The organism is Sorangium sp. So ce887 (genome assembly GCF_051521455.1).
Taxonomy (GTDB): domain Bacteria; phylum Myxococcota_A; class Polyangia; order Polyangiales; family Polyangiaceae; genus Sorangium.
Genome location: NZ_CP150354.1, coordinates 3,807,607 through 3,825,654, shown reverse-complemented (window position 1 = coordinate 3,825,654; position 18,048 = coordinate 3,807,607). Strand labels below are relative to the sequence as shown.

The window sequence follows — 18,048 nt, the reverse complement described above, 5'->3', positions numbered from 1 at the left end:
GGGCTGAAGTCGGGCCTAGAGCCGGCGTCGAGCCGTGGAGAGGGAGCCACTGTGTCGTTCATGGCCTCTCGTCCCTCGCGCCCGACGGCGTAACCGTCGCGCGCGGGGGACGAGAGGCCGGGCAGCGCACGGCAACGCGTGGTTCGATGCCATGTCACCCTACTTTCCGTCTCCTGATCTCCAGGATCCGAATATCACGCAAAGAGTCGAGAGAATACCCGTTCCGTCACCGGCCGATCACGTAGGCCGGCTCGTCCGGTGACGCTCCGTTACGATCGGTAACACCCAGCAGCGCTCCAGATGACCATCTCGTCCTCGACGCGCAGGCTCGGGCTCATGGCGCCGCCTCGGGCCCGCGCCGCGCCCCGGTCGCGCCCGCGAGCGGGAGCCGCACGACGACCGTCGTCCCCTGCCCCACCGCGCTCCGCAGCGTGAGGGTGCCGCCGTGATCCTGGACGATCGAGCGCGAGAGCGGCAGGCCGAGGCCCGTGCCGCTCGGATCGCGCTTCGTCGTCACGAACGGCTCGAGCACCGCGGCAAGGAGCTCCTCGGGGATGCCGCTGCCGTGGTCCTCGACCTCGACGACGATCTCGCCGGCCTCGAGCCGCCCCCGGACGGCGATGGTCGCGCCGGCCCCGGAGGCGTCGCGGGCGTTCGCGAGCAGGTTGACGAAGACCTGCACGAGCTCGCGCCGATCCCCGATGACGACGAGCGACTCCGGGCAGGCCTGCTCCACGAGGACGTGCGGCGCCGCGCGGTCGAGCCGGAGCAGCCGCTCGGCCTCGGCGACCACCTGGGCGAGCGGCACGCGCCCGACCCGCGCGCGCGGGCTCTCGCCGGGCGACGGCACGGCGCCGGTGCGGCTGTGCTCGAGCAGCGATCGCAGGATGGCCTCGATGCGCGCCGTCTCGCCGAGGATGAGGCCCGCCCGCGCGCGGATCTCGTCGCTGTCGGCCTCGGCCCGGAGGTTCTGCGCGAGGCAGGCGATGCCCGTGAGCGGGTTGCCGACCTCGTGGGCCACGCCCGCGGCGAGGCGGCCGATCTGGGCGAGGCGATCTCGGTGGGCGAGCTGCGCCTCGAGCGCGCGCTGCTCGGTGCGATCTTCGACGAGGAAGACCACGCCCCCCGAGGCGGCGCGCGCGTCGAGCGGGTCGAGCGCGGCGCGGTGCACGCGCAGCGAGCGCGCGCGCCCGGCCACGTGCGCCTCGATCTCCTCGGCGCCCGTGCCGGATTCGCCGGCGGACGCCGCGCGCGCGGCGCGGGCGAACAGCTCCGCGAACGGGGCCGGCAGCCGGTCGAGCGGCGCCCCGACGAGGTCGCGCTCCTCGACGCCGACGAGCGCCTCGAGGCGCCGGTTGACGAGGCTGATCGCGCCGTCGGAGCCCACGGCGCAGACCCCGAGCGGCAGCTGCGCGAGGACCGAGCGGAGCCACCGCCGCAAGAGGTCGAGCTCCCGCGCCGCGCCGACGAGCCGCGTCTCCCCGCGCGCGAGCCGGCGCTCGAGCCACCGGAGCTCCTCGGTGAGCGCGCCGCTCACGGTTCCACGCGGCGCCGCCGCGGGGGCGTGCGCCTCCTCCGCCTCCGCGGCCGTCCTCGCGAGCACCGGGCCGACCAGCGGCGACAGGTTGCGGTGCAGGCGCTCCTGCAGCGCGTGGAGCTCGGTGGGGCGCGTCTCGTCGCGCGGGATGTCGAGCTCGATCCGGGCGCGCGTGACCTCGATGCCCGCCGCCTCGCGGCCGAGCAGCCGGGCGAGCCGCTCCTCCAGCGCGCCGACGCTCGTGGCCACGGTCGCGCGCTCCACCGACGGGCCGATCTCGCGCCGCCTGCACAGGCGCGCCGCCTCGCGCTCCGCCTTGGCCGGCGGGCGCAGGAGCGAGACGAGCCCGAGCGTGGCGCCGTTGACGGCGAGCGACACGAACGTCGGCAGCGACCAGGTGTCCGGGGAGGTCGCGTGCGCCGCGCGCGCGGCGCGGCCTCCGTGGTCCGCGCCCTCGCGCAGGAGGTCGAGCCACGCCGGATCGAGCCCGGGCATGCCGGGCAGGAGCGGCGCGAGGCACATGGCCGTCCAGATGCCGATGCCGGCGAGGAGCCCGGCGATGAACCCCGCGCGCGTCGCGCGCTCCCAGAAGAGCACGGCGAAGAGCCCTGGCAGGAGCTGCGCGAAGGCGATGAACGACACGATGCCGCTCTCGACGAGCAGCCCGCGGTTCGGCTGCGCGCGGTGAAAGAGCCACCCGCCGACGAGGATGGCGGTCAGGAGCCCGCGCCGCATCCACAGGACGCGCGCGTAGACGTTGCGGCGCAGCGTCCTGCGGGCGAGCGGCAGGAGCAGGTGCGTCGCGCTGTCGTTCGCGAGGGCGACGGCGGTGACCATGACCATGGCGCTCGCCGCGGAGATGCCGCCGATGAAGGCGGCGAGCGCGAGCCAGGGCAGGTCGAGCAGCTGGGGCACGAGCAGCACGTAGCTGTCGGCGGGCCCGGTCGGGGCGATGCGGGTCCCCGCCCAGAGGATGGGCAGCACGGGCAGGTTGAGCGCGAGCAGGAACAGCGGGAAGGCCCAGGCCGCCTTCGCGAGCGCCCGGCCCCCGGCGACGCTGGCGAAGGCCAGGTGCCATTGCCGCGGCAGGAGGAAGGCCGCGGCGAAGCTGATGACGAGCATCGAGGTCCAGCCGCTGTCCTCGCGCACGGGGCGGCCGAGCGCCTCGACCTCGGCGGCGTGATCGCCGAGCCAGTCCGCGAGGCCGCCCAGCCCGCCGAACGCCCCGAGCACGGCGATGAGGCCCACGGCCGCGAGCACGGCGAGCTTCGCCGCCGACTCGAAGGCGACCGCCGCCGCGAGGCCGTCCTCGCGCCCCTGCTCGGCGGACGGGCGGGCGCCGAAGAACGCCGTGAAGAGGGCGAGCAGCACGCAGAAGACGGCGCCCACGGCCTCCTCGTGCCCCGGCCCGGACAGCACGCGGACCGACTGCTCGGTCGCGCGGAACTGCTGCGCGACGTAGGGGAGGCTGGCGACGAGGGAGAACGCGGCGACGAGCGCCCCGGCGGCGGGGCTCTGGAAGCGGAACGCGAGCAGGTCGGCGAGCGAGGAGAGGCGCTGCTCGCGCGTGATGTGCAGGACGCGCGACCAGAGGAGCGGCGTGGCCACGCACGCGAGCGTCGGGCCCAGGTAGACGGCGAGGAAGACGAGCCCGTGGCGCTGCGCGAAGCCGACGCCGCCGTAGTAGGTCCACGACGAGGCGTAGACGCCGAGCGAGAGGGCGAGGACGAGCGGGTGCCGCGCGAGCGCGCGGGGGATGCGCTCGCGCTGCGCGGCGAGCGCGATGGCGGCGAGCACGGCCAGCCAGGCCACCGTGGCGAACAGGAGGACGCCGACGTCGATCACGGCGGCGGCTCCCGCTCGCCGCGGCCGGCGTCGCCGCGGCCGGCGTCGCCGCGGTCGGCGTCGCCGCGGCCGGCGTCGCCGCGGCCGGCGCGCGTCGCGAGCCAGGCGAGCGCGATCAGCGCGACCCACACCGCGAAGACGGCCGCCACCGCGAGCGGGCCGCGCGCCCAGAGCAGGCGCGCCGGCGACACGAGGAGGACCGCGCCCAGTAGCACGAGCACGAGCGCCCGATCCGCCGCACTGGCCTCCGCGTCGTGTCCTCCGCGCATGGGAAGAGGCTACCCAGGGCCGGGTCGCGCTGTCATGCGAACTTGGAGGTGGGGAGATAGGAGGAAAATTTGAATGATTATCGTTGGTTACAGCTCACATGAGCCGCTCACCCGCTCTCGGACGCGAGCTGGTCGAGCATCGAGCGCGCGTACGCGATCACGCCCTCGTTGCCCGACTCGACCCCCCATTTCGCCGCGAGCGCGGGCCACGCCGCCCAGCGCTCGGCGGCGTGGGCCGCGAAGCCGGGCCATGTCGTGCCGCCGGCCTCCTCGAAGCGCGCGATGCACGCGTCCAGCGCGGCCTTGCTGAAGGCGCCGGCGAAGAGCGCGAAGTCGACCGCGGGATCGCCGAGGTGGGCCTCGGTCCAGTCGAGGATCCCGGTGAGCCGGCCGCCCTCGTCGAGGAGCATGTGCCCGGGGTGGAGGTCGCCGTGCACGAGGGCGAGGTGGCGCGGCCACACCGCGTCGTTCGCGAGCCAGCGCTGCCACCGCGCCCACAGGACGTCCGGCGGCGCCAGCGCGGCGCGCGTCTCGTCCATGGCCCGGGCGTGGAGCTGGCGCACGTCATCGATGGACTTCATGGGGACGCCCGCCGCCTCGATCGCCGCGGCGTTCACGCGCTGCAGCGCCGCCAGGGCCTCTGCCATCGACGCGATGAACGCCGCCGAGGGCGCCGCCGGATCGACGCGGTTCCAGCGCACGCCCGCCTCGGGATCCACGGAGACCGCAGGGACGTCGCCGAGCCGTGGATAGGCGATCACCTGGTCGGTGTGCACGCGCCAGTCGGGCACGGCCACCGGCAGGTGCTCGCGCACCAGGGCCAGCACGCGCGCTTCGACGCGGGCCGACTCGACGACCGCGAGCCGGCGCGGCGTGCGCACGACCCACGGCACGCCCTCCTCGTCGTGGGCGTGCACGACGAGGAAGTCGAGCCCGGTCTGGTCGAGGTCGGGGTGCGACGTGACGAGCCGGAGCCCCTCGCGGCGCGCCGCATCGAGGAGCGCGCCGACGGAGTCGATCGGCGCGAAGGAGGAAGAAGCCGGAGACGGGGTGCTTGTACGTTCGGTCATGATCGCGAGCCTCTTCGCGCGCCGTCGAGCCAGGCGGCGGCGCGCGTGCATGGGGAAGACTCGCGGCGCGAGCTCACGACCGACCAGGCGTGCGTGGCGTGTTCCTTCCAGGCTGCCGGGCGTGAGGCTCCGCGCCCCGGTCTTCCACGTTGCAGGGGAAGACAGGGCACGGACAGGCACCCGCGCGCTCGCCACGTCGCCCCGGCCGCGCCGGGGCTAGAGGGAGGACGAGGATGCCGAGCTCAGCGCAGCCGGGAGAATGCCACGGCCGGAGCATCTCATGCAGCGCCCGGCGCCGCAACGCCCTCGTCCCCCGCGAGCTCGAGGAGCCGCGCGAGGACGACCTCGAGCCACCCCACCGTGCGCCCGCACCGCCCGCTGCCCCGCGGGACCGGCTCCCCGGCCTGGAGCGCCCGCGCCCCGTTGGCGATGCCGCCGGGCCGCCGTCGCAGGTGCCGCGCGCAGAGGTCGCGCAGGTCGAGGAAGGGCGCGCGCCCGAGGCCCTCCTGCGCGAGCAGGTCCACCGTGAAGGCGCCCCAGGTGGCCAGCACGCCGCCGTGGCCGACGAAGGCGCGGAGCCGCGCCACGGCCGCGCCCGCGTCCTCGCCGTCGCGCAGGCGGGCCTCGGGCACCTCGAGCTGGTGCGCGACGCTCTCGCCCAGCGGGCGACGCGGGCGGAGGAACGCCTCGAAACGCTCGCCCGAGGCGCGGCAGGCCACGAGGTGCACGAGCTCGGTCCTGGGCTCGGCCGCGCCGGCGGCTGCCGGCCACCCGGCGTTGGCGCCGCCGTCGACGAGCACGACCTTCGCCGGATCGGCGAGGTAGGGGCGCAGCGGCGAGAGCGGCGGGGCGGCCTGCGCGCGCCGCCGCCGCGGGGCGTCGCTCGTCGCCTGGTGCTCGATCTGCCGGTCGACCATGAACTCGAAGGCCCGCAGCATCGCGTCGAAGCGCGCGGGCTCGCCCTCGAGCGCGCCGAGCGCGCTGGCCACCGCCTCGACCGTGGCGAGGCACTCGGGCCGCGGCTCCTTTCGGATGCGGTAGTTGCCCGGGGCCCGGGGCGTCACGCCGATGCGGCGCACCGCGGCCAGACGGGGGTTCAGCGCGAGCATCTTCTTCGCCTGCCACCACGTGCCGTCGACCACGATGAGCGAACGCACCGGCGCCCCGTCCGCCGGATGCGCGTCGCCCCCGGGATAGAGCACGGCCGTCGTCGGATCGGCGGCGAGGGCGGCGATCCGGGGGTCTTCCTCGAAGACCACCCCTTCGTGCAGCTCGGAGTTGGGCAGCGACAGGTGCGTCATGAGCGCCGTGCCGATGCCCACCCGCCGCTCGCGCGGGTGCTGGAGGAGCACGACCCGCGTCCTCGTCGACAAGGAGGGCAGGAGCGCGCAGTAGCAGACTGAACGGGGGCGCCGGCAGCGCCAGCAGACGTCGCGCATCGTCAGTCCTTTCCGGCCGGATCCCAGGCCGCCAGCAGCTGCCGCGCCGCGCGGAGCGGGCTGAGCGCGCCGGCCTCGACGAGGCCCTCCAGCCCGGGCATCCGCTCGCGCACGGCCGCGCTGCGCAGGAACGTTTCGCGCAGGTGCCCCTCGATGAGCTCGACGAGCCAGCGGCGCGCCTGCGCGGCCCGGCGGCGCAGAAGCCAGCCGCTCGACTGCATGTGCGCGCGGTGGCGCAGCACGAGCTCCCACGCCTCGCGGACGCCGCGGTTCTCCTGGGCCGAGCAGACGGAGACCACGGGCGTCCAGCCGTGAGGCGCCGGCGGGAACAGGTGCAAGGCGCTCTCATAATCGCGGCGCGATCGCGCGGCCCGGCCTTCGCTCCCGCCGTCGGCCTTGTTGATGATCACGAGATCGACGAGCTCCATGATGCCCCGCTTCACGCCTTGCAGCTCGTCGCCGGCCCCGGGCAGCATGAGGAGCAGGAAGCAATCCGTCATGTTGGCGACGGCGACCTCGGATTGCCCGACACCGACCGTCTCGACCAGGATGTTGCGGTAGCCGGCCGCCTCGCAGAGAACGATGGCCTGGCGCGTGGCCCGCGCCACGCCGCCGAGCGAGCCGCCCGACGGCGAGGGGCGAATGAAGGCCCGCGGGTCGCTGGCGAGCCGCGGCATCCGGGTCTTGTCACCAAGGATGCTCCCGCCGTGAACAGGGCTGCTCGGGTCGACCGCGAGCACGGCGACGGTCTCCTCCCGCTCACGCACGAGGTGGACGCCGAGCGCGTCGACGAACGTGCTCTTGCCGACCCCAGGCACACCGGTGATGCCGAGTCGCGTGGCGCCGCCGCCGTGAGGCAAGCAGAGCTCCAGGACCTCCTCGGCGAGCTCCTGGTGGCGGGGGAGCGAGCTCTCAGCCAGCGTGATGGCGCGCGCGAGCGCCGCGCGGTCGCCCGCGAGGAGACCGTCGACGAGCTGCCTCGGGCTCGGCTTCAACCTAGCGAGCCTCCTGCGCGGAGAGGCGCCCGATGAGCGTACGGACGATCCGCGCCGCGGCGTCTGGGATGACCGTCCCGGGCCCGAAGACGCCCGCGACGCCGCGCTCCTCGAGATAACGATAATCCTGCGGCGGGATCACCCCGCCCGCCACGACAAGGATGTCCCCGCGGCCGGCCGCCCCGAGCGCGTCGATCAGCTGGGGCACCAGGGTCTTGTGGCCGCCCGCGAGGGAGGAGATGCCGACCACGTGGACGTCGTTCTCGACGGCGTGCCGGGCCACCTCCTCCGGCGTCTGGAAGAGGGGGCCGATATCGACGTCGAACCCGAGATCCGCGAAGGCGGTGGCGATCACCTTCATGCCCCGGTCGTGCCCGTCCTGACCCATCTTGGCGACGAGGATGCGCGGGCGGCGGCCCTCGAGGGCGGCGAACTCGCGGACGAGCGCCTCCACCTCGCGACCAGCGCCCGCCTCGCGGATCTCCGCGCCGTAAACGCCGCTGACGGTGCGCACCGGCGCCTCGTAGCGGCCGAAGACGCGCTCCAGCGCGTCGGAGATCTCGCCGAGCGTCGCGCGGCGTCGCGCGGCGTCGACGGCGAGCGCGAGCAGGTTCCCCTCGCCCGTCGCGGCGCAGCGGGTGAGCGCGGCGAGCGACTCGCCCACCGCGGCCTCCGCGCGGGCGGCCTTCACCGCGCCCAGGCGCGCGACCTGCGTCTCGCGCACCGCGGTGTTGTCCACCTCGCGGAGCTCGATCGGCGCCTCCCTCTCCAGCCTGTACGCGTTGACGCCGACGATGATGTCGCGGCCCGCGTCGATGCGGGCCTGCTTGCGGGCCGCCGCCTCCTCGATGCGCAGCTTGGGCAGGCCGTTCTCGATGGCCTTGACCATGCCGCCCAGCGATTCCACCTCCTGGATGAACCGCCACGCGCTCCGCGAAAGCCGCTCCGTGAGGCGCTCGACGAGGTGGGAGCCGCCCCACGGGTCGATGACGCGGCAGACATCGGTCTCCTTCTGCAAGAAAAGCTGCGTGTCGCGCGCGACCTTGGCCGAGAAGTCCGAGGGGAGCGCCAGCGCCTCGTCCAGGGCGTTCGTGTGGAGCGACTGGGTGCCGCCGAGCACGGCCGCGAGCGCCTCGATGGCCGTGCGGGTGATGTTGTTGAACGGGTCCTGCTCGGTGAGGCTCCACCCCGACGTCTGGCAGTGAGTCCGCAGCGCCATCGATTTGGGGTTCTTCGGGTGGAACCCCTTCACGATCTTCGCCCACAGGAGCCGCGCCGCCCGCAGCTTGGCGATCTCGGTGAAATGGTCCATGCCGATCCCGAAGAAGAACGAGAATCGACCGGCAAAATCATCGATATCCATGCCCGACGCGATGCCGGTGCGCAGGTACTCGAGGCCGTCGGCGAGCGTGTAGGCGAGCTCCAGCTCGGCGGTCGCGCCCGCCTCCTGCATGTGATAGCCGCTGATGCTGATCGAGTTGAACCTGGGTGTCTTCTCGGCCGTATAGCGGAAGATGTCGGCGACGATCCGCATCGACGGCGCCGGCGGGTAGATATACGTGTTCCGGACCATGAACTCCTTGAGGATGTCGTTCTGGATGGTTCCGGAGAGGAGCTCGGGCCGCGCGCCCTGCTCCTCGGCGGCGACGATGTAGAACGCCATGACGGGGAGCACGGCGCCGTTCATGGTCATCGACACGCTCATCCTGTCGAGCGGTATCTGGTCGAAGAGGATCTTCATGTCCTCCACGGTGTCGATGGCCACGCCGGCCTTCCCCACGTCGCCGACCACGCGCGGGTGGTCCGAGTCGTAGCCGCGGTGGGTCGCGAGGTCGAAGGCGACCGAGAGCCCGGTCTGCCCGGCGGCCAGGTTGCGCCGGTAGAACGCGTTCGACTCCTCGGCCGTGGAGTACCCGGCGTACTGGCGGAGGGTCCACGGGCGGACCACGTACATGCTGGTATACGGCCCGCGCAGGAACGGCGAAATGCCGGAGGAGAAGCCGAGGTGCTCGGGAGGCGCGGTGTCCTGCGGGGCCGCGGGCGGCGCGGGGAGATCCACGGTGTCATCGAGCTGCCGCATCGCCGCCCGGGCGAGGCTCTGCGAGAGCTGCTCGATGTACCAGCAGCCCGCGGCGGGGCTGCCCTCGGCCTCGAAGCGGGCCTCCTCGCGGAGGATGACCCGGGCGTTGCCGAGCAGGCGCTCGGGCGGGGTGATCACGACGTCGTCCGCGCCGCCGGCGACGGCCGCCATCATCGCCACGATGCCGCGGAGGAGGTTCTTGTGCTGCTCGTCGCCGGGCACGGCGGCCGACGGGATGACGGCGGTGAGGGTGGCGCCCGGCCGCAGGCGCGCGGCGAGGAGGCGCGCGGCGCGGAGGCGGGCGATCTCGAAGAAGTAGCTGCAGCCGAGCGTGAAGCGCAGCTCCGGAGCGCCGCTCCGGAGCTCGGCGACGAGCGACGCCACGAGCGGCCCGCCCTCGGCCGCGGGGAGCGGAGGGCTGTCCGGCGCGAAGATCGGCGGCACGAGGAGACCCTCGGCGCTCGCCCAGGAGAGATCGTCCGCGGTCTTGCCCTTGAGATCCCGCTGGAGCGCCTGCTTCCAGGTCTCCAGCGCGACCGGCGCGAACTCGGCGAAGAGCCTGTCATCCATGGGCCTGCACGACCTCGATGAGGTGACCGAACGGCGCGTCTTCACGCGACTTCGGGTGCATGAAGAAGATCGTGGTGCCCCGGGAGCCGGGCCGGGGCGCCGCGTCGACGAGGCGGAAGCCCCTCGCCTTGAGCTCGTCGAAGGCGGCCTGAACGTCGCCGACCCGGTAGGCGACGTGGGCGAAGCCCCCGCGTCCGCCGTTCTTGTCGATGAGCTTCTGGACGGGAGACTCAGGAGAGAGGGGCTCGAGGAGCTGGATGTGGTTGTCGCTGTCGCCGACACGCAGCATCACCTCGCGGACCTGATCCGTGCCCCGGACCTCCTCCCGGTGCACCTCGCGAAAGCCGAGCAGCTCGTAGGCCTTCACCTGCGCGTCGAGCTGCCCGGCGGGCACCGCCATGGCGATGTGGTCGATGAACAGAAAGCCGGGAATCTGGTCCTTCATCGCTCTCCTTTTCAGGTTCAGGTCAGGTTCGGGTCAGCGAGCCGCATCGAGCAGCGAGGCGTCGAGCGGATCGCCACCTCGTGAAAAAGCAGAACGCCGGAGAAATGCCAAGCCTCCGGGCTCATCGGACCCGCCAGGCCGGGTGCTCGTCCCCGACGGCGGGCGCCTCGACGAGGCCGTTCTCGACCGCCCCGTCGTCGCTCTCGGGCTCGCACAGGTACACGGCGATCGCGCCGAGCGGCTGCTCGGTGTCGACCCGGGACCAGCCCTCGGGGGCCCGCCGGGCCTCCTCGCGCCACTGCACGGCCACCTCGCCGACCCGGGCCGCCTCCAGGATCGCGCGGCCGCCCTCGGCGCCGAGCGACGCCACCCGCGCGACCTCGACGTCGTGGACGCCCTCGGCCGGCTCGACGCGGAGCCCGTGCCGGCGCAGGGCCTCGGCGAGCGCCGGCGGCACGAGGTAGGCCCGTGGCCGGTCCACCACGGTGGTCCCGACGAAGCGCGCGTGGTGCGGGATCCGCACGGTGACGGGCTCGCCGTCGAACGCCCGCGGGCTGCGCGTGAGGATGTCGATCGGGGTCCCGGTCGGCTCGAGGCGGTACCGGACCGCGACGCGCTCCGGCGGCCGCGCGCTCGCGGCCACGACCTCGCGGATGGCGCCGTCGTGCGCGGCGGCCCAGGAGAGGGCCTCGATCTGCCACGCCGAGGCGGTCTGGACGCGCTCCTCGAACGGGAGATAGCTGTAACACTCGAGCAGCAGGTCGAGCCGGCCCGTGAGCCCGCGGTAGTTGGAGCCGAACCGCGGATGGTGCGGGTACGTCATCCAGCCGAGGCCGACGGGCGCCGTCGGATCGACGTCGCCGCCCGCGTCGATCACGCGCTCGTCCTCGACGAAGTTGCCGTACCAGCCGCTCTCGAAGCCGCGCTTCCGGACCGCCGCCATCACGTCGGGGACCAGGCGATCGCGCATCATCGCGATCGGCTCGGCGCGGCCGGACTCGAGGGTGTGGGGCACGTCGACCGTCATGTGGAACCGGTGCACCGAGCCGTTGGTCGCGTGGTTGTCGATCGTGAGATCGGGCGCCCACGGGATGCACACGCGCTCCTGGAGCAGGCGCATCTCGGGCGCGGCCTGGCGGAGGTAGTCGCGGTTCAGGTTGATGCCCTGGCTCTGCGTGCGGGTGCCCACGACCGGGCCCGGCTGGCCGGCGAGCTTCTTCAGGTCGAGGCGGCGGTTCCGCGGGTCGAGCGCGTCGTTGCCGTCCGGGTTGAACAGCGGCGCGACGAGGAGCACGAGCGTGTCGAGCCAGTCGGGGTGCCGGCCGTCGAGCAGGTCGCGGACGAGCGCGAGGCTGGCCTCCTTGCCCTCCACCTCGCCGGGATGGATCCCGTCGAGCATCAGCACCACGGGGCGTCCGGTGCGGCGGGCCTCGGCCGGGGAACGCACGCCGTCCTTCGACAGCAAGAGCAGCGGCAGCTCCCGTCCGCCCGGGCTCGTCCCGAAGGTCGTCACGGAGAGGCGCGGATCGTTGCGGGCTTCCAGCGAGCGGACGAACTGCATCACGTCGGCGTGCAGGGAGGTCTCGCGGAATCCGGTGGCTTCGGCGCGGGTGAGCAGCATGAGCCCGATCTCTACCCCGCCGTTCGCCGGACGGGGCAGCTATCGGCGCCGAGGGCGCGCCTCGCAGGAAGAGCACGCGCGCGTCGCTGTTTCAGGAGCTACGCTCGAGGCGTGGGCCCCTCTCCTGCGGCCCGGCGAGGACAAGCATGAGCACCAGCGAAACCAGGACGATCACCCGTGAGCTCAAGCTGCATGCGGCGCTGCTCGGAGGCCTCGTCGCGCTCCTCTGGGCCATCGAGATCCTCGACTTTCTGATGTTCCGCGGATCGCTCGATGCCCTGGGCATCCGCCCTCGCACGATCCCGGGCCTCCTCGGGATCGCGCTCGCGCCATGGCTGCACGGCGGCTTCGCCCACCTCATGGCGAACACGGTCCCGTTCGTCGCGCTCGGCTGGCTCATCCTGCTCCGCAGGACGAGCGACCTCGTCCTCGTGACGCTCCTCTCGGCGCTCGTGGGCGGCCTGGGCGTCTGGCTCATCGGGTCGAGCAGCTCGGTGCATATCGGCGCGAGCGGCGTCATCTTCGGCTTTTTCGGCTTCCTGCTCCTCCGCGGCTGGTTCGAGCGGAGCGTCCTCTCGATCGCGCTTTCGCTGGTCGTCGGGTTCGTCTACGGCGGGATGCTCTGGGGCGTGCTTCCGACGCAGGTGGGCATCTCCTGGGAGGGCCATCTCTTCGGCTTCCTCGGCGGTGTGCTCGCGGCGCGCCTCCTCGGGGGGCGCCTGCGCGCGCAGGCCGCGCAGGCCCCGGGCGCCGGAGGGCGCTCGATGTCGACGCGATGAGGGGCCCCGCGATCCGTCTTCCCGTCCTGAGCTCGGAGGAGAGGCTCGCCGCGCTGCACCGCGAGCTCGAGGCGTGCCGTGCCTGCCCGAAGATGGTCGGCCCGGTCGTCCATGGTCCGGCCGTCCCGAGCCGGATCCTGCTCATCGGCCAGGCGCCCGGCCCGCGCGAGGGCAGCTTCGGCCGCCCGTTCGCGTGGACCGCGGGCCGCACGCTGTTCCGCTGGTTCGAGGCGGCGCTCGGCGTCCCCGAGGAGGAGCTCCGGCGGCGCGTCTACATCTCGGCCGTCGCTCGCTGCTTCCCCGGCAAGGCGAAGGGCGGCGGCGACCGGAAGCCCGATCCCGAGGAGATCCTGCGCTGCCGGACGCACATCGAGCGGGAGGTCGGGATCCTGGAGCCGAGGCTGATCCTGCCCGTGGGCGGCCTGGCGGTTGAGCAGGTGCTCGGCCACCGAGGGCCGCTCGCGGGCGTGATCGGTGAGGCGCGCCGGGCGCGCTTTCACGGCGTCGAGGCCGACGTCATCTGCCTGCCGCACCCGAGCGGCGCGTCGACCTGGCACAAGACCGAGCCGGGGATCTCGCTCCTCGGCCGCGCGCTCCGCCTCATCGCGGAGCACCCGGAGGCCGTGCGCGCGTTCGCCGGCGCCTTACCCGCCGCTCCCGCGGCGCCTGACGCGCCCCCGAATCCGCGCTGAGAGGCATCTCCCGACGAAGCGGCGGACGCCTCGTCGATGAGGGTCAGGTCGACAGGACGGGAGGCGCGCCGAGAGCACGGAAGGCCTGGCAGCTCCGTCGGGCGTACACCGTGTTCCGTGCGCCACGATCGCCGGACACGCCGCGATGGCGGCGCTCCCGAAGAACGGATTGTCATTTTGGCAGGATGCGCCATTGTACAGGTCGCCGACGTGTCCACTTTGGCAGAGCGGCACCAGAGGCCTTGCGATCCATGCGGTACTTCCAGCGGGTGGTTGATGGCACGACGCTCGCATTCACAGGAGATGTCGCAGAGACGCTGGCGGCGAGCGGGCGCTCGCGAAAGAGGCAGGTAGCACGATGTTGAAGATCCTCCGGAAGTTGAATGAAGGCAGCCTCCTCCAGCGCACCATGATGCATATCGCGGTGTTCGTCGCCGGGTCGGCGAGCGTCGTCGCGCTGACCAGCGTGCTGCTCGTGTCGACCGCGAAGGCCGTGCTGCCGCCTCACGACGCGACCGAGACCGGCGCCGACAAGGCGGAGGACAAGACGGATGAGGAGCAGGACGCCGACTCGGATGCTGATCCGAGCTCGCCGGAGGCGGCGGTGGGGAACACCGGCGCGAGAGGTGGGGCAAGGGCGCTGGCGCAGGCGCGTGTGGCGAAACGCCGCGAAAGCGCGGTCGCACAGTGACCACCGCGCGGGCGCGGCCGCTCCAGGGAGCGTCACGATGTCGGTGAGCGCCCGGTTCCATACAGCATCTTTGCTGTAGGTCTCTTCTCCTCTTCTCCTCTTCTTCTCGATATCCTGCGACTGCCGCCGGGCGGTGCCGGCTGGATCTGCTCGGCGCGCACGTGGTAGCACCTTGGCCCATGAGCCAGCCCCCGAGCCCCCTCGCCACCCCCGTCGCCTGGGACATGGTCGCAGACGATTACGCGGTCGATATCGTCCCTCACTTCGAGAAGTACGCCGCCGACGCCCTCCGTTTGGCCGGCATCGGGCCGGGCGCCCGCGTGCTCGACGTGGCGGCCGGGCCAGGCACCCTGTCCCTCCTCGCCGCCGGGGAGGCGCGCGTGACCGCCATCGACTTCGCCCCGGCGATGGTCGAGCGGCTGCGCGAGCGCGCCGCGCGCGCGGGGCTCGCGGTGGACGCCCGCGTCGGCGACGGCATGGCGCTGCCGTTCGAGGATGGCTCCTTCGACGCCGCCTTCTCGATGTTCGGGCTGATGTTCTTCCCCGATCGCGATCGCGGCTTGCGCGAGCTCTTCCGGGTGCTCGGCCCCGGCGGCCGGGCCGTCGTCGGGAGCTGGGCGCCGATGGACAGGACGCCGATCCTGGACGAGCTCTTCTCGGCGCTCCGCGCCGAGCTGCCCGGGCTGCCCTTCGGCGACGGCAAGGCGCCGCTCGGAGACCCGGGCGAGTTCCGCGCCGAGATGGAGGCCGCGGGGTTTCGCGACGTCTCGGTGCGCGAGGTCGAGCACGCGCTGGAAGCGACCTCGACCGAGGAGCTCTGGCGCTCGATGCGCCGGAGCAACGCGCCGCTCGTGCTCCTGCGGGACAAGCTCGGCGCGGAGCGCTGGGACGAGCTCGGCAAGGCAATCCTCACCCGGCTGCACGCGCGGTTCGGCGAGGGTCCTCAGCGCCTCGCCATGGTCGCCAACCTGGGCGTCGGCACGCGCTAGCACCGCGTCGCCAGCGATGAGGCAGCCCGCGCGTCAAGGGCTTTAGCGCTACCCTCTCCCGCACAAAGCCAATCCAGAGCACCATCCACACGCGCGAGCTGAGGACTGGTAGGTTCTAGAGCGGTTTTCGTTCGGGTTCGGTGCAAGCAGAGCACGTCCGGTAGGGTGATGGCACGCAGGCTGCGTGGGCTACGCGCATGGGACCGTACAGTGTCGACCTGCGACAGCGGATCGTTGATGCCTACCGCAACGGCGAGGGAAGCATGCGAGAAATCGCCGCGCGTTTCGCCGTCGTTCTCAGCACTGTGCAGGAGTATCTCAGTATCGAGCGGTCGACTGGGAGCGTAGCGCCTCGGCCGCACGGTGGCGGAAGGGCCTCGAAGATCGACGAGGCCGGAGCGCAGCAGCTACGAGCGCTCGTCGACGACAAAAACGACCGAACCCTGGATGAGCTCATCGAGCTGCTGGAGCACCGCACGGGTGCGCGCGTGAGCCGCCCGACGATGTGCCGCGCGCTGATGCGGCTCGGTTTGACACGAAAAAAAAGACGCTATGTGCAAGCGAACAGGACAGGCCCGATGTCCAAGTCGCGCGTCGGAGGTTCCGCCGCCGAGCGCGGGCGGCGGGTGCGCGTCGGCTGATCTTCGTTGACGAATTCGGCGCTAACCTGGGCATGGCGCGCCGTTATGGGCGTGCGCCTCGCGGGAGGCGTGCGTACGGCAAAGTCCCCGCCAATCCGGACCCGAACATCACGCTGGTGATGGGGCTTGGCTTGCGAGGTGTCGTTGCACCGTGGGCCTTCAAGGGGGCGATGAACGGTGAGCACTTCGAGGTTTACGTGCGCCAGGTGCTCATGCCCGAGCTGAAGCGCGGAGACGTGGTCATTGTCGACGGCCTTGGCGCGCATCGCCTACGTGGCGTGCGCCAGGCGCTTCGTGCCCGAGGCGTCCGCTACTGGATTCTGCCCGCCTACTCGCCGGACTTGTCGCCGGTGGAGAACTGCGGCTCCAAGGTCAAGGAGGCACTTCGCGCCGCCGCTCCGCGCACCGTGCCGGCGGTTTACGACGCGATGGTCCGTGGGGTCGACAAGGTCTTCCGACAGGACGCGCAGGGCTGGTTCGCGCTGAAAGGCTACGTCCGACGACCTCGTCGTCCTACTCGGCGGCGCCCAGTCCGGTCGCAGGCTCCTGCGCGCGTTGGTCGAGCCCGTGCCCCGCCGAATGCTGGGTGTACCGCACTCGAACGAAAACCGCTCTAAGTGGGTCTTCACCGCTGATTTGAAAACCAGCACGCGTGGAGCGTGATGGCGGACTTCCGGAGTGGGCGGGAGCGCTATTTCTTTCTGGGACGGGGCCGCAGGGTCTAGAATGCGTGGCGTTGCTTGATCGCGCGATGAGGGCGTGGTGGGCTCGATCGGGTTCGACGCGAGATGCGTCCGCGAAGCGAGTGAGGTGAGGGATGCATCGGGTTGCCTTCAGAACATGCGAATGCCTGGCCGTGGGGTGGCTGCTTTCGCTCGTGGCTTGCGGTGGCGGCGAGTCCGTTGAGAGACCGTCGATGTCCGGAAGTGGGGATGCGGGCTCTGGAGGCTCGGCGACCTCGACAGGCTCGGGCGGCGCGGGCGCGTCAGATGAGGGAGGTGCGGGCGGCGCGGGCGGCGGCGACGTGACGGGCTGTCCCGCGTTCGCTGGCCGCGGTCCCGTGCCGGAGCTCGGGCCATGGATGTATGGGTCGCTCCCCGGACCGTGCGCCCAGACGGAGACGTCGAGCGACACGGGAGCGGAGACGTCGTTCGTCTACGAGTACGATGGCGAGCGTGTCGTCGGAGCGGTCGAGACGCAAGGCAGCGACACCCACACGCACAGCTTCGAGTACGAAGGCGGGCGTATGGTCCGCATGATCCGGAGCGGCCCGGCCGACACCCGTGTTCTCAGCGTCGCCTACGACGACGACGCGCCGGCGATCACCATTGGCAACGACGACTACTTCATCAGATACGATTATGACGGCCAAGGGCGCCCCGCGCGAGCGACGTTCGACCACTTCACGGATGAGCTCCCGACCATAACGACAGCGTTCGTCTATGATGGTTGTCGGCTCCTCCGTCGGGAGCAGGGGGTGAGCCCGCTCGACGGCACCCCGAGCCCATCCCTGCCGGCCTTCACCTACGTCTTCGACGGCGATCTGCTGGTCGAGCGCGTCGGGGAAAAGCTACGTTCGGTGTACGACTATAGCTGCTGGTGATCGAGCCCTCGAGGGCGGAATGCTCGGGGCAAGGAGGTGGAAGGTTCCTCGCGCGAACCGCCTTCTTCCTGGGCCGGCTCCGGATCCGAGCGCTCCTCGCGGCGCGACGGCGCGGACTACGGAGCGACGCGGAGGGTCCGCGACGCCACGAGCGCCCGGCAGAGGGCGATCCGGTCGTCCAGGTCGAGCCCGGGGAGCTCGCGCACGTAGAAGATGCCGTGCCGGGCGATGAAGCGCAGCGCAGGCTCGCCCCAGGCATCGACGCGGACGAGCACCGCCTCGCCGTCGACGAGCTCCGCCTTGCCGTCGTTCAGCCGGACCGACACGTCGCGATCGCGGATCACGCGCCGCGGGCCGCAGACGGACGCCGCGTCGTTCCACACCTCGGGCGGCGGCTCACCGTGAAGAGCGCTGTACGCGGCCGCGAACTCGTCCCACGTCGCCTCGGGGGCCGTGTGCGTGACGGGCGCGTTGGCCGGCGCGTGGTGCAGGAAGCGCCCGAAGAAGCGCTCGCAGAAATCGGCGTACTCGATCGTGAAGAGGACGAACTGGTGCCAGGCCTCGTCGACGCGCAGCGAGAACATCGGGTATGCGCGGGTACGGTCGGACTCGACGAGCCAGAGATAGCGCGCGAGCTCCCGGAACAGCGCCTCCGCCTCGCGCTCGGTGGCCACGGTCTTGTTCATGAGCAGCTTGTCGATCACGAAGGGCGCCCGGTAGGCGAAGAGATCAGGCCGCCTGCGCGCGCTCGCGGTCACCAGATCCGTTTGCATGGGTTGCAT

The 18,048-nt window shown here is 72.3% G+C and carries 16 protein-coding genes; 7 read left to right on the top strand and 9 right to left on the bottom strand.

Going from position 1 to position 18,048, the window contains the following annotated elements; genetic code table 11:
• Window positions 1-334 precede the first annotated feature (334 nt).
• The 8 genes from WMF36_RS14260 to WMF36_RS14225 all read right to left on the bottom strand — a co-directional run bounded on the left by WMF36_RS14260 (window position 335) and on the right by WMF36_RS14225 (window position 11,871).
• Window positions 335-3,382, bottom strand: coding sequence for an ATP-binding protein (locus WMF36_RS14260; protein ID WP_437580139.1), 3,048 nt, complete (start codon window positions 3,380-3,382; stop codon window positions 335-337).
• Complete coding sequence (locus WMF36_RS14255; RefSeq protein WP_437580138.1) at window positions 3,379-3,651, bottom strand: hypothetical protein; 273 nt, start codon at window positions 3,649-3,651, stop codon at window positions 3,379-3,381. Before WMF36_RS14255 ends, WMF36_RS14260 begins: the two co-directional genes overlap by 4 nt.
• Window positions 3,652-3,758: 107 nt before the next feature.
• Complete coding sequence (locus tag WMF36_RS14250) at window positions 3,759-4,721, bottom strand: macrolide 2'-phosphotransferase (RefSeq protein WP_437580137.1); 963 nt, start codon at window positions 4,719-4,721, stop codon at window positions 3,759-3,761.
• A gap of 278 nt (window positions 4,722-4,999) precedes the next feature.
• On the bottom strand, window positions 5,000-6,160 hold the full coding sequence (locus WMF36_RS14245) for a DTW domain-containing protein (RefSeq protein WP_437580136.1): 1,161 nt from the start codon (window positions 6,158-6,160) through the stop codon (window positions 5,000-5,002).
• Between the two features lie 2 nt (window positions 6,161-6,162).
• Window positions 6,163-7,155: a methylmalonyl Co-A mutase-associated GTPase MeaB gene (gene meaB / locus WMF36_RS14240; protein WP_437580135.1), complete on the bottom strand. Its 993-nt coding sequence runs from the start codon at window positions 7,153-7,155 to the stop codon at window positions 6,163-6,165.
• A gap of 1 nt (window position 7,156) precedes the next feature.
• Entirely contained in the window at window positions 7,157-9,805 is a 2,649-nt protein-coding gene (scpA, locus tag WMF36_RS14235) for a methylmalonyl-CoA mutase (RefSeq protein WP_437580134.1), read from the bottom strand.
• Window positions 9,798-10,250, bottom strand: coding sequence for a VOC family protein (locus WMF36_RS14230; RefSeq protein ID WP_437580133.1), 453 nt, complete (start codon window positions 10,248-10,250; stop codon window positions 9,798-9,800). Before WMF36_RS14230 ends, scpA begins: the two co-directional genes overlap by 8 nt.
• 121 nt (window positions 10,251-10,371) lie before the next feature.
• A complete protein-coding gene (locus WMF36_RS14225; protein ID WP_437580132.1) occupies window positions 10,372-11,871 on the bottom strand; it encodes a M14 family metallopeptidase in 1,500 nt (499 codons plus the stop codon).
• Window positions 11,872-12,017: 146 nt separating this feature from the next.
• Here WMF36_RS14225 and WMF36_RS14220 point away from each other — a divergent pair, with 146 nt between their 5' ends.
• The 7 genes from WMF36_RS14220 (at window position 12,018) to WMF36_RS14190 (ending at window position 17,266) form a co-directional block, all read left to right on the top strand.
• Entirely contained in the window at window positions 12,018-12,650 is a 633-nt protein-coding gene (locus WMF36_RS14220; RefSeq protein WP_437580131.1) for a rhomboid family intramembrane serine protease, read from the top strand.
• A complete protein-coding gene (locus tag WMF36_RS14215) occupies window positions 12,647-13,342 on the top strand; it encodes a uracil-DNA glycosylase family protein (protein ID WP_437580130.1) in 696 nt (231 codons plus the stop codon). The genes WMF36_RS14220 and WMF36_RS14215 overlap by 4 nt, the downstream gene beginning before the upstream one ends.
• A 358-nt stretch (window positions 13,343-13,700) precedes the next feature.
• A complete protein-coding gene (locus WMF36_RS14210; protein ID WP_437580129.1) occupies window positions 13,701-14,033 on the top strand; it encodes a hypothetical protein in 333 nt (110 codons plus the stop codon).
• A 179-nt stretch (window positions 14,034-14,212) separates the two neighbouring features.
• Window positions 14,213-15,022: a class I SAM-dependent methyltransferase gene (locus tag WMF36_RS14205; RefSeq protein WP_437580128.1), complete on the top strand. Its 810-nt coding sequence runs from the start codon at window positions 14,213-14,215 to the stop codon at window positions 15,020-15,022.
• 197 nt (window positions 15,023-15,219) lie between these two features.
• A complete protein-coding gene (locus WMF36_RS14200; protein WP_437574014.1) occupies window positions 15,220-15,663 on the top strand; it encodes a helix-turn-helix domain-containing protein in 444 nt (147 codons plus the stop codon).
• A gap of 32 nt (window positions 15,664-15,695) precedes the next feature.
• The gene (locus tag WMF36_RS14195) at window positions 15,696-16,280 is read left to right on the top strand and encodes a transposase (protein ID WP_437574015.1); all 585 of its coding nucleotides are present in this window, start codon (window positions 15,696-15,698) and stop codon (window positions 16,278-16,280) included.
• 299 nt (window positions 16,281-16,579) lie between these two features.
• Window positions 16,580-17,266, top strand: a complete 687-nt coding sequence (locus WMF36_RS14190) for a hypothetical protein (RefSeq protein WP_437580127.1) — start codon at window positions 16,580-16,582, stop codon at window positions 17,264-17,266.
• A 116-nt stretch (window positions 17,267-17,382) separates the two neighbouring features.
• Here WMF36_RS14190 and WMF36_RS14185 read toward each other — a convergent pair whose 3' ends face one another.
• Window positions 17,383-18,048 (bottom strand): glycine-rich domain-containing protein, encoded by a 666-nt coding sequence (locus tag WMF36_RS14185; RefSeq protein ID WP_437580126.1) that lies wholly within the window; start codon window positions 18,046-18,048, stop codon window positions 17,383-17,385.

Excerpts from the sequence above, each read along its gene's own strand:
- WMF36_RS14255 (WP_437580138.1), bottom strand. The coding sequence starts at position 3,651 with ATGCGCGGAGGACACGACGCGGAGGCCAGTGCGGCGGATCGGGCGCTC.
- WMF36_RS14250 (WP_437580137.1), bottom strand. The coding sequence starts at position 4,721 with ATGACCGAACGTACAAGCACCCCGTCTCCGGCTTCTTCCTCCTTCGCG.
- WMF36_RS14245 (WP_437580136.1), bottom strand. The coding sequence starts at position 6,160 with ATGCGCGACGTCTGCTGGCGCTGCCGGCGCCCCCGTTCAGTCTGCTAC.
- scpA (WP_437580134.1), bottom strand. The coding sequence starts at position 9,805 with ATGGATGACAGGCTCTTCGCCGAGTTCGCGCCGGTCGCGCTGGAGACC.
- WMF36_RS14230 (WP_437580133.1), bottom strand. The coding sequence starts at position 10,250 with ATGAAGGACCAGATTCCCGGCTTTCTGTTCATCGACCACATCGCCATG.
- WMF36_RS14225 (WP_437580132.1), bottom strand. The coding sequence starts at position 11,871 with ATGCTGCTCACCCGCGCCGAAGCCACCGGATTCCGCGAGACCTCCCTG.
- WMF36_RS14220 (WP_437580131.1), top strand. The coding sequence starts at position 12,018 with ATGAGCACCAGCGAAACCAGGACGATCACCCGTGAGCTCAAGCTGCAT.
- WMF36_RS14215 (WP_437580130.1), top strand. The coding sequence starts at position 12,647 with ATGAGGGGCCCCGCGATCCGTCTTCCCGTCCTGAGCTCGGAGGAGAGG.
- WMF36_RS14210 (WP_437580129.1), top strand. The coding sequence starts at position 13,701 with ATGTTGAAGATCCTCCGGAAGTTGAATGAAGGCAGCCTCCTCCAGCGC.
- WMF36_RS14205 (WP_437580128.1), top strand. The coding sequence starts at position 14,213 with ATGAGCCAGCCCCCGAGCCCCCTCGCCACCCCCGTCGCCTGGGACATG.
- WMF36_RS14200 (WP_437574014.1), top strand. The coding sequence starts at position 15,220 with ATGGGACCGTACAGTGTCGACCTGCGACAGCGGATCGTTGATGCCTAC.
- WMF36_RS14195 (WP_437574015.1), top strand. The coding sequence starts at position 15,696 with ATGGCGCGCCGTTATGGGCGTGCGCCTCGCGGGAGGCGTGCGTACGGC.
- WMF36_RS14190 (WP_437580127.1), top strand. The coding sequence starts at position 16,580 with ATGTCCGGAAGTGGGGATGCGGGCTCTGGAGGCTCGGCGACCTCGACA.
- WMF36_RS14185 (WP_437580126.1), bottom strand. The coding sequence starts at position 18,048 with ATGCAACCCATGCAAACGGATCTGGTGACCGCGAGCGCGCGCAGGCGG.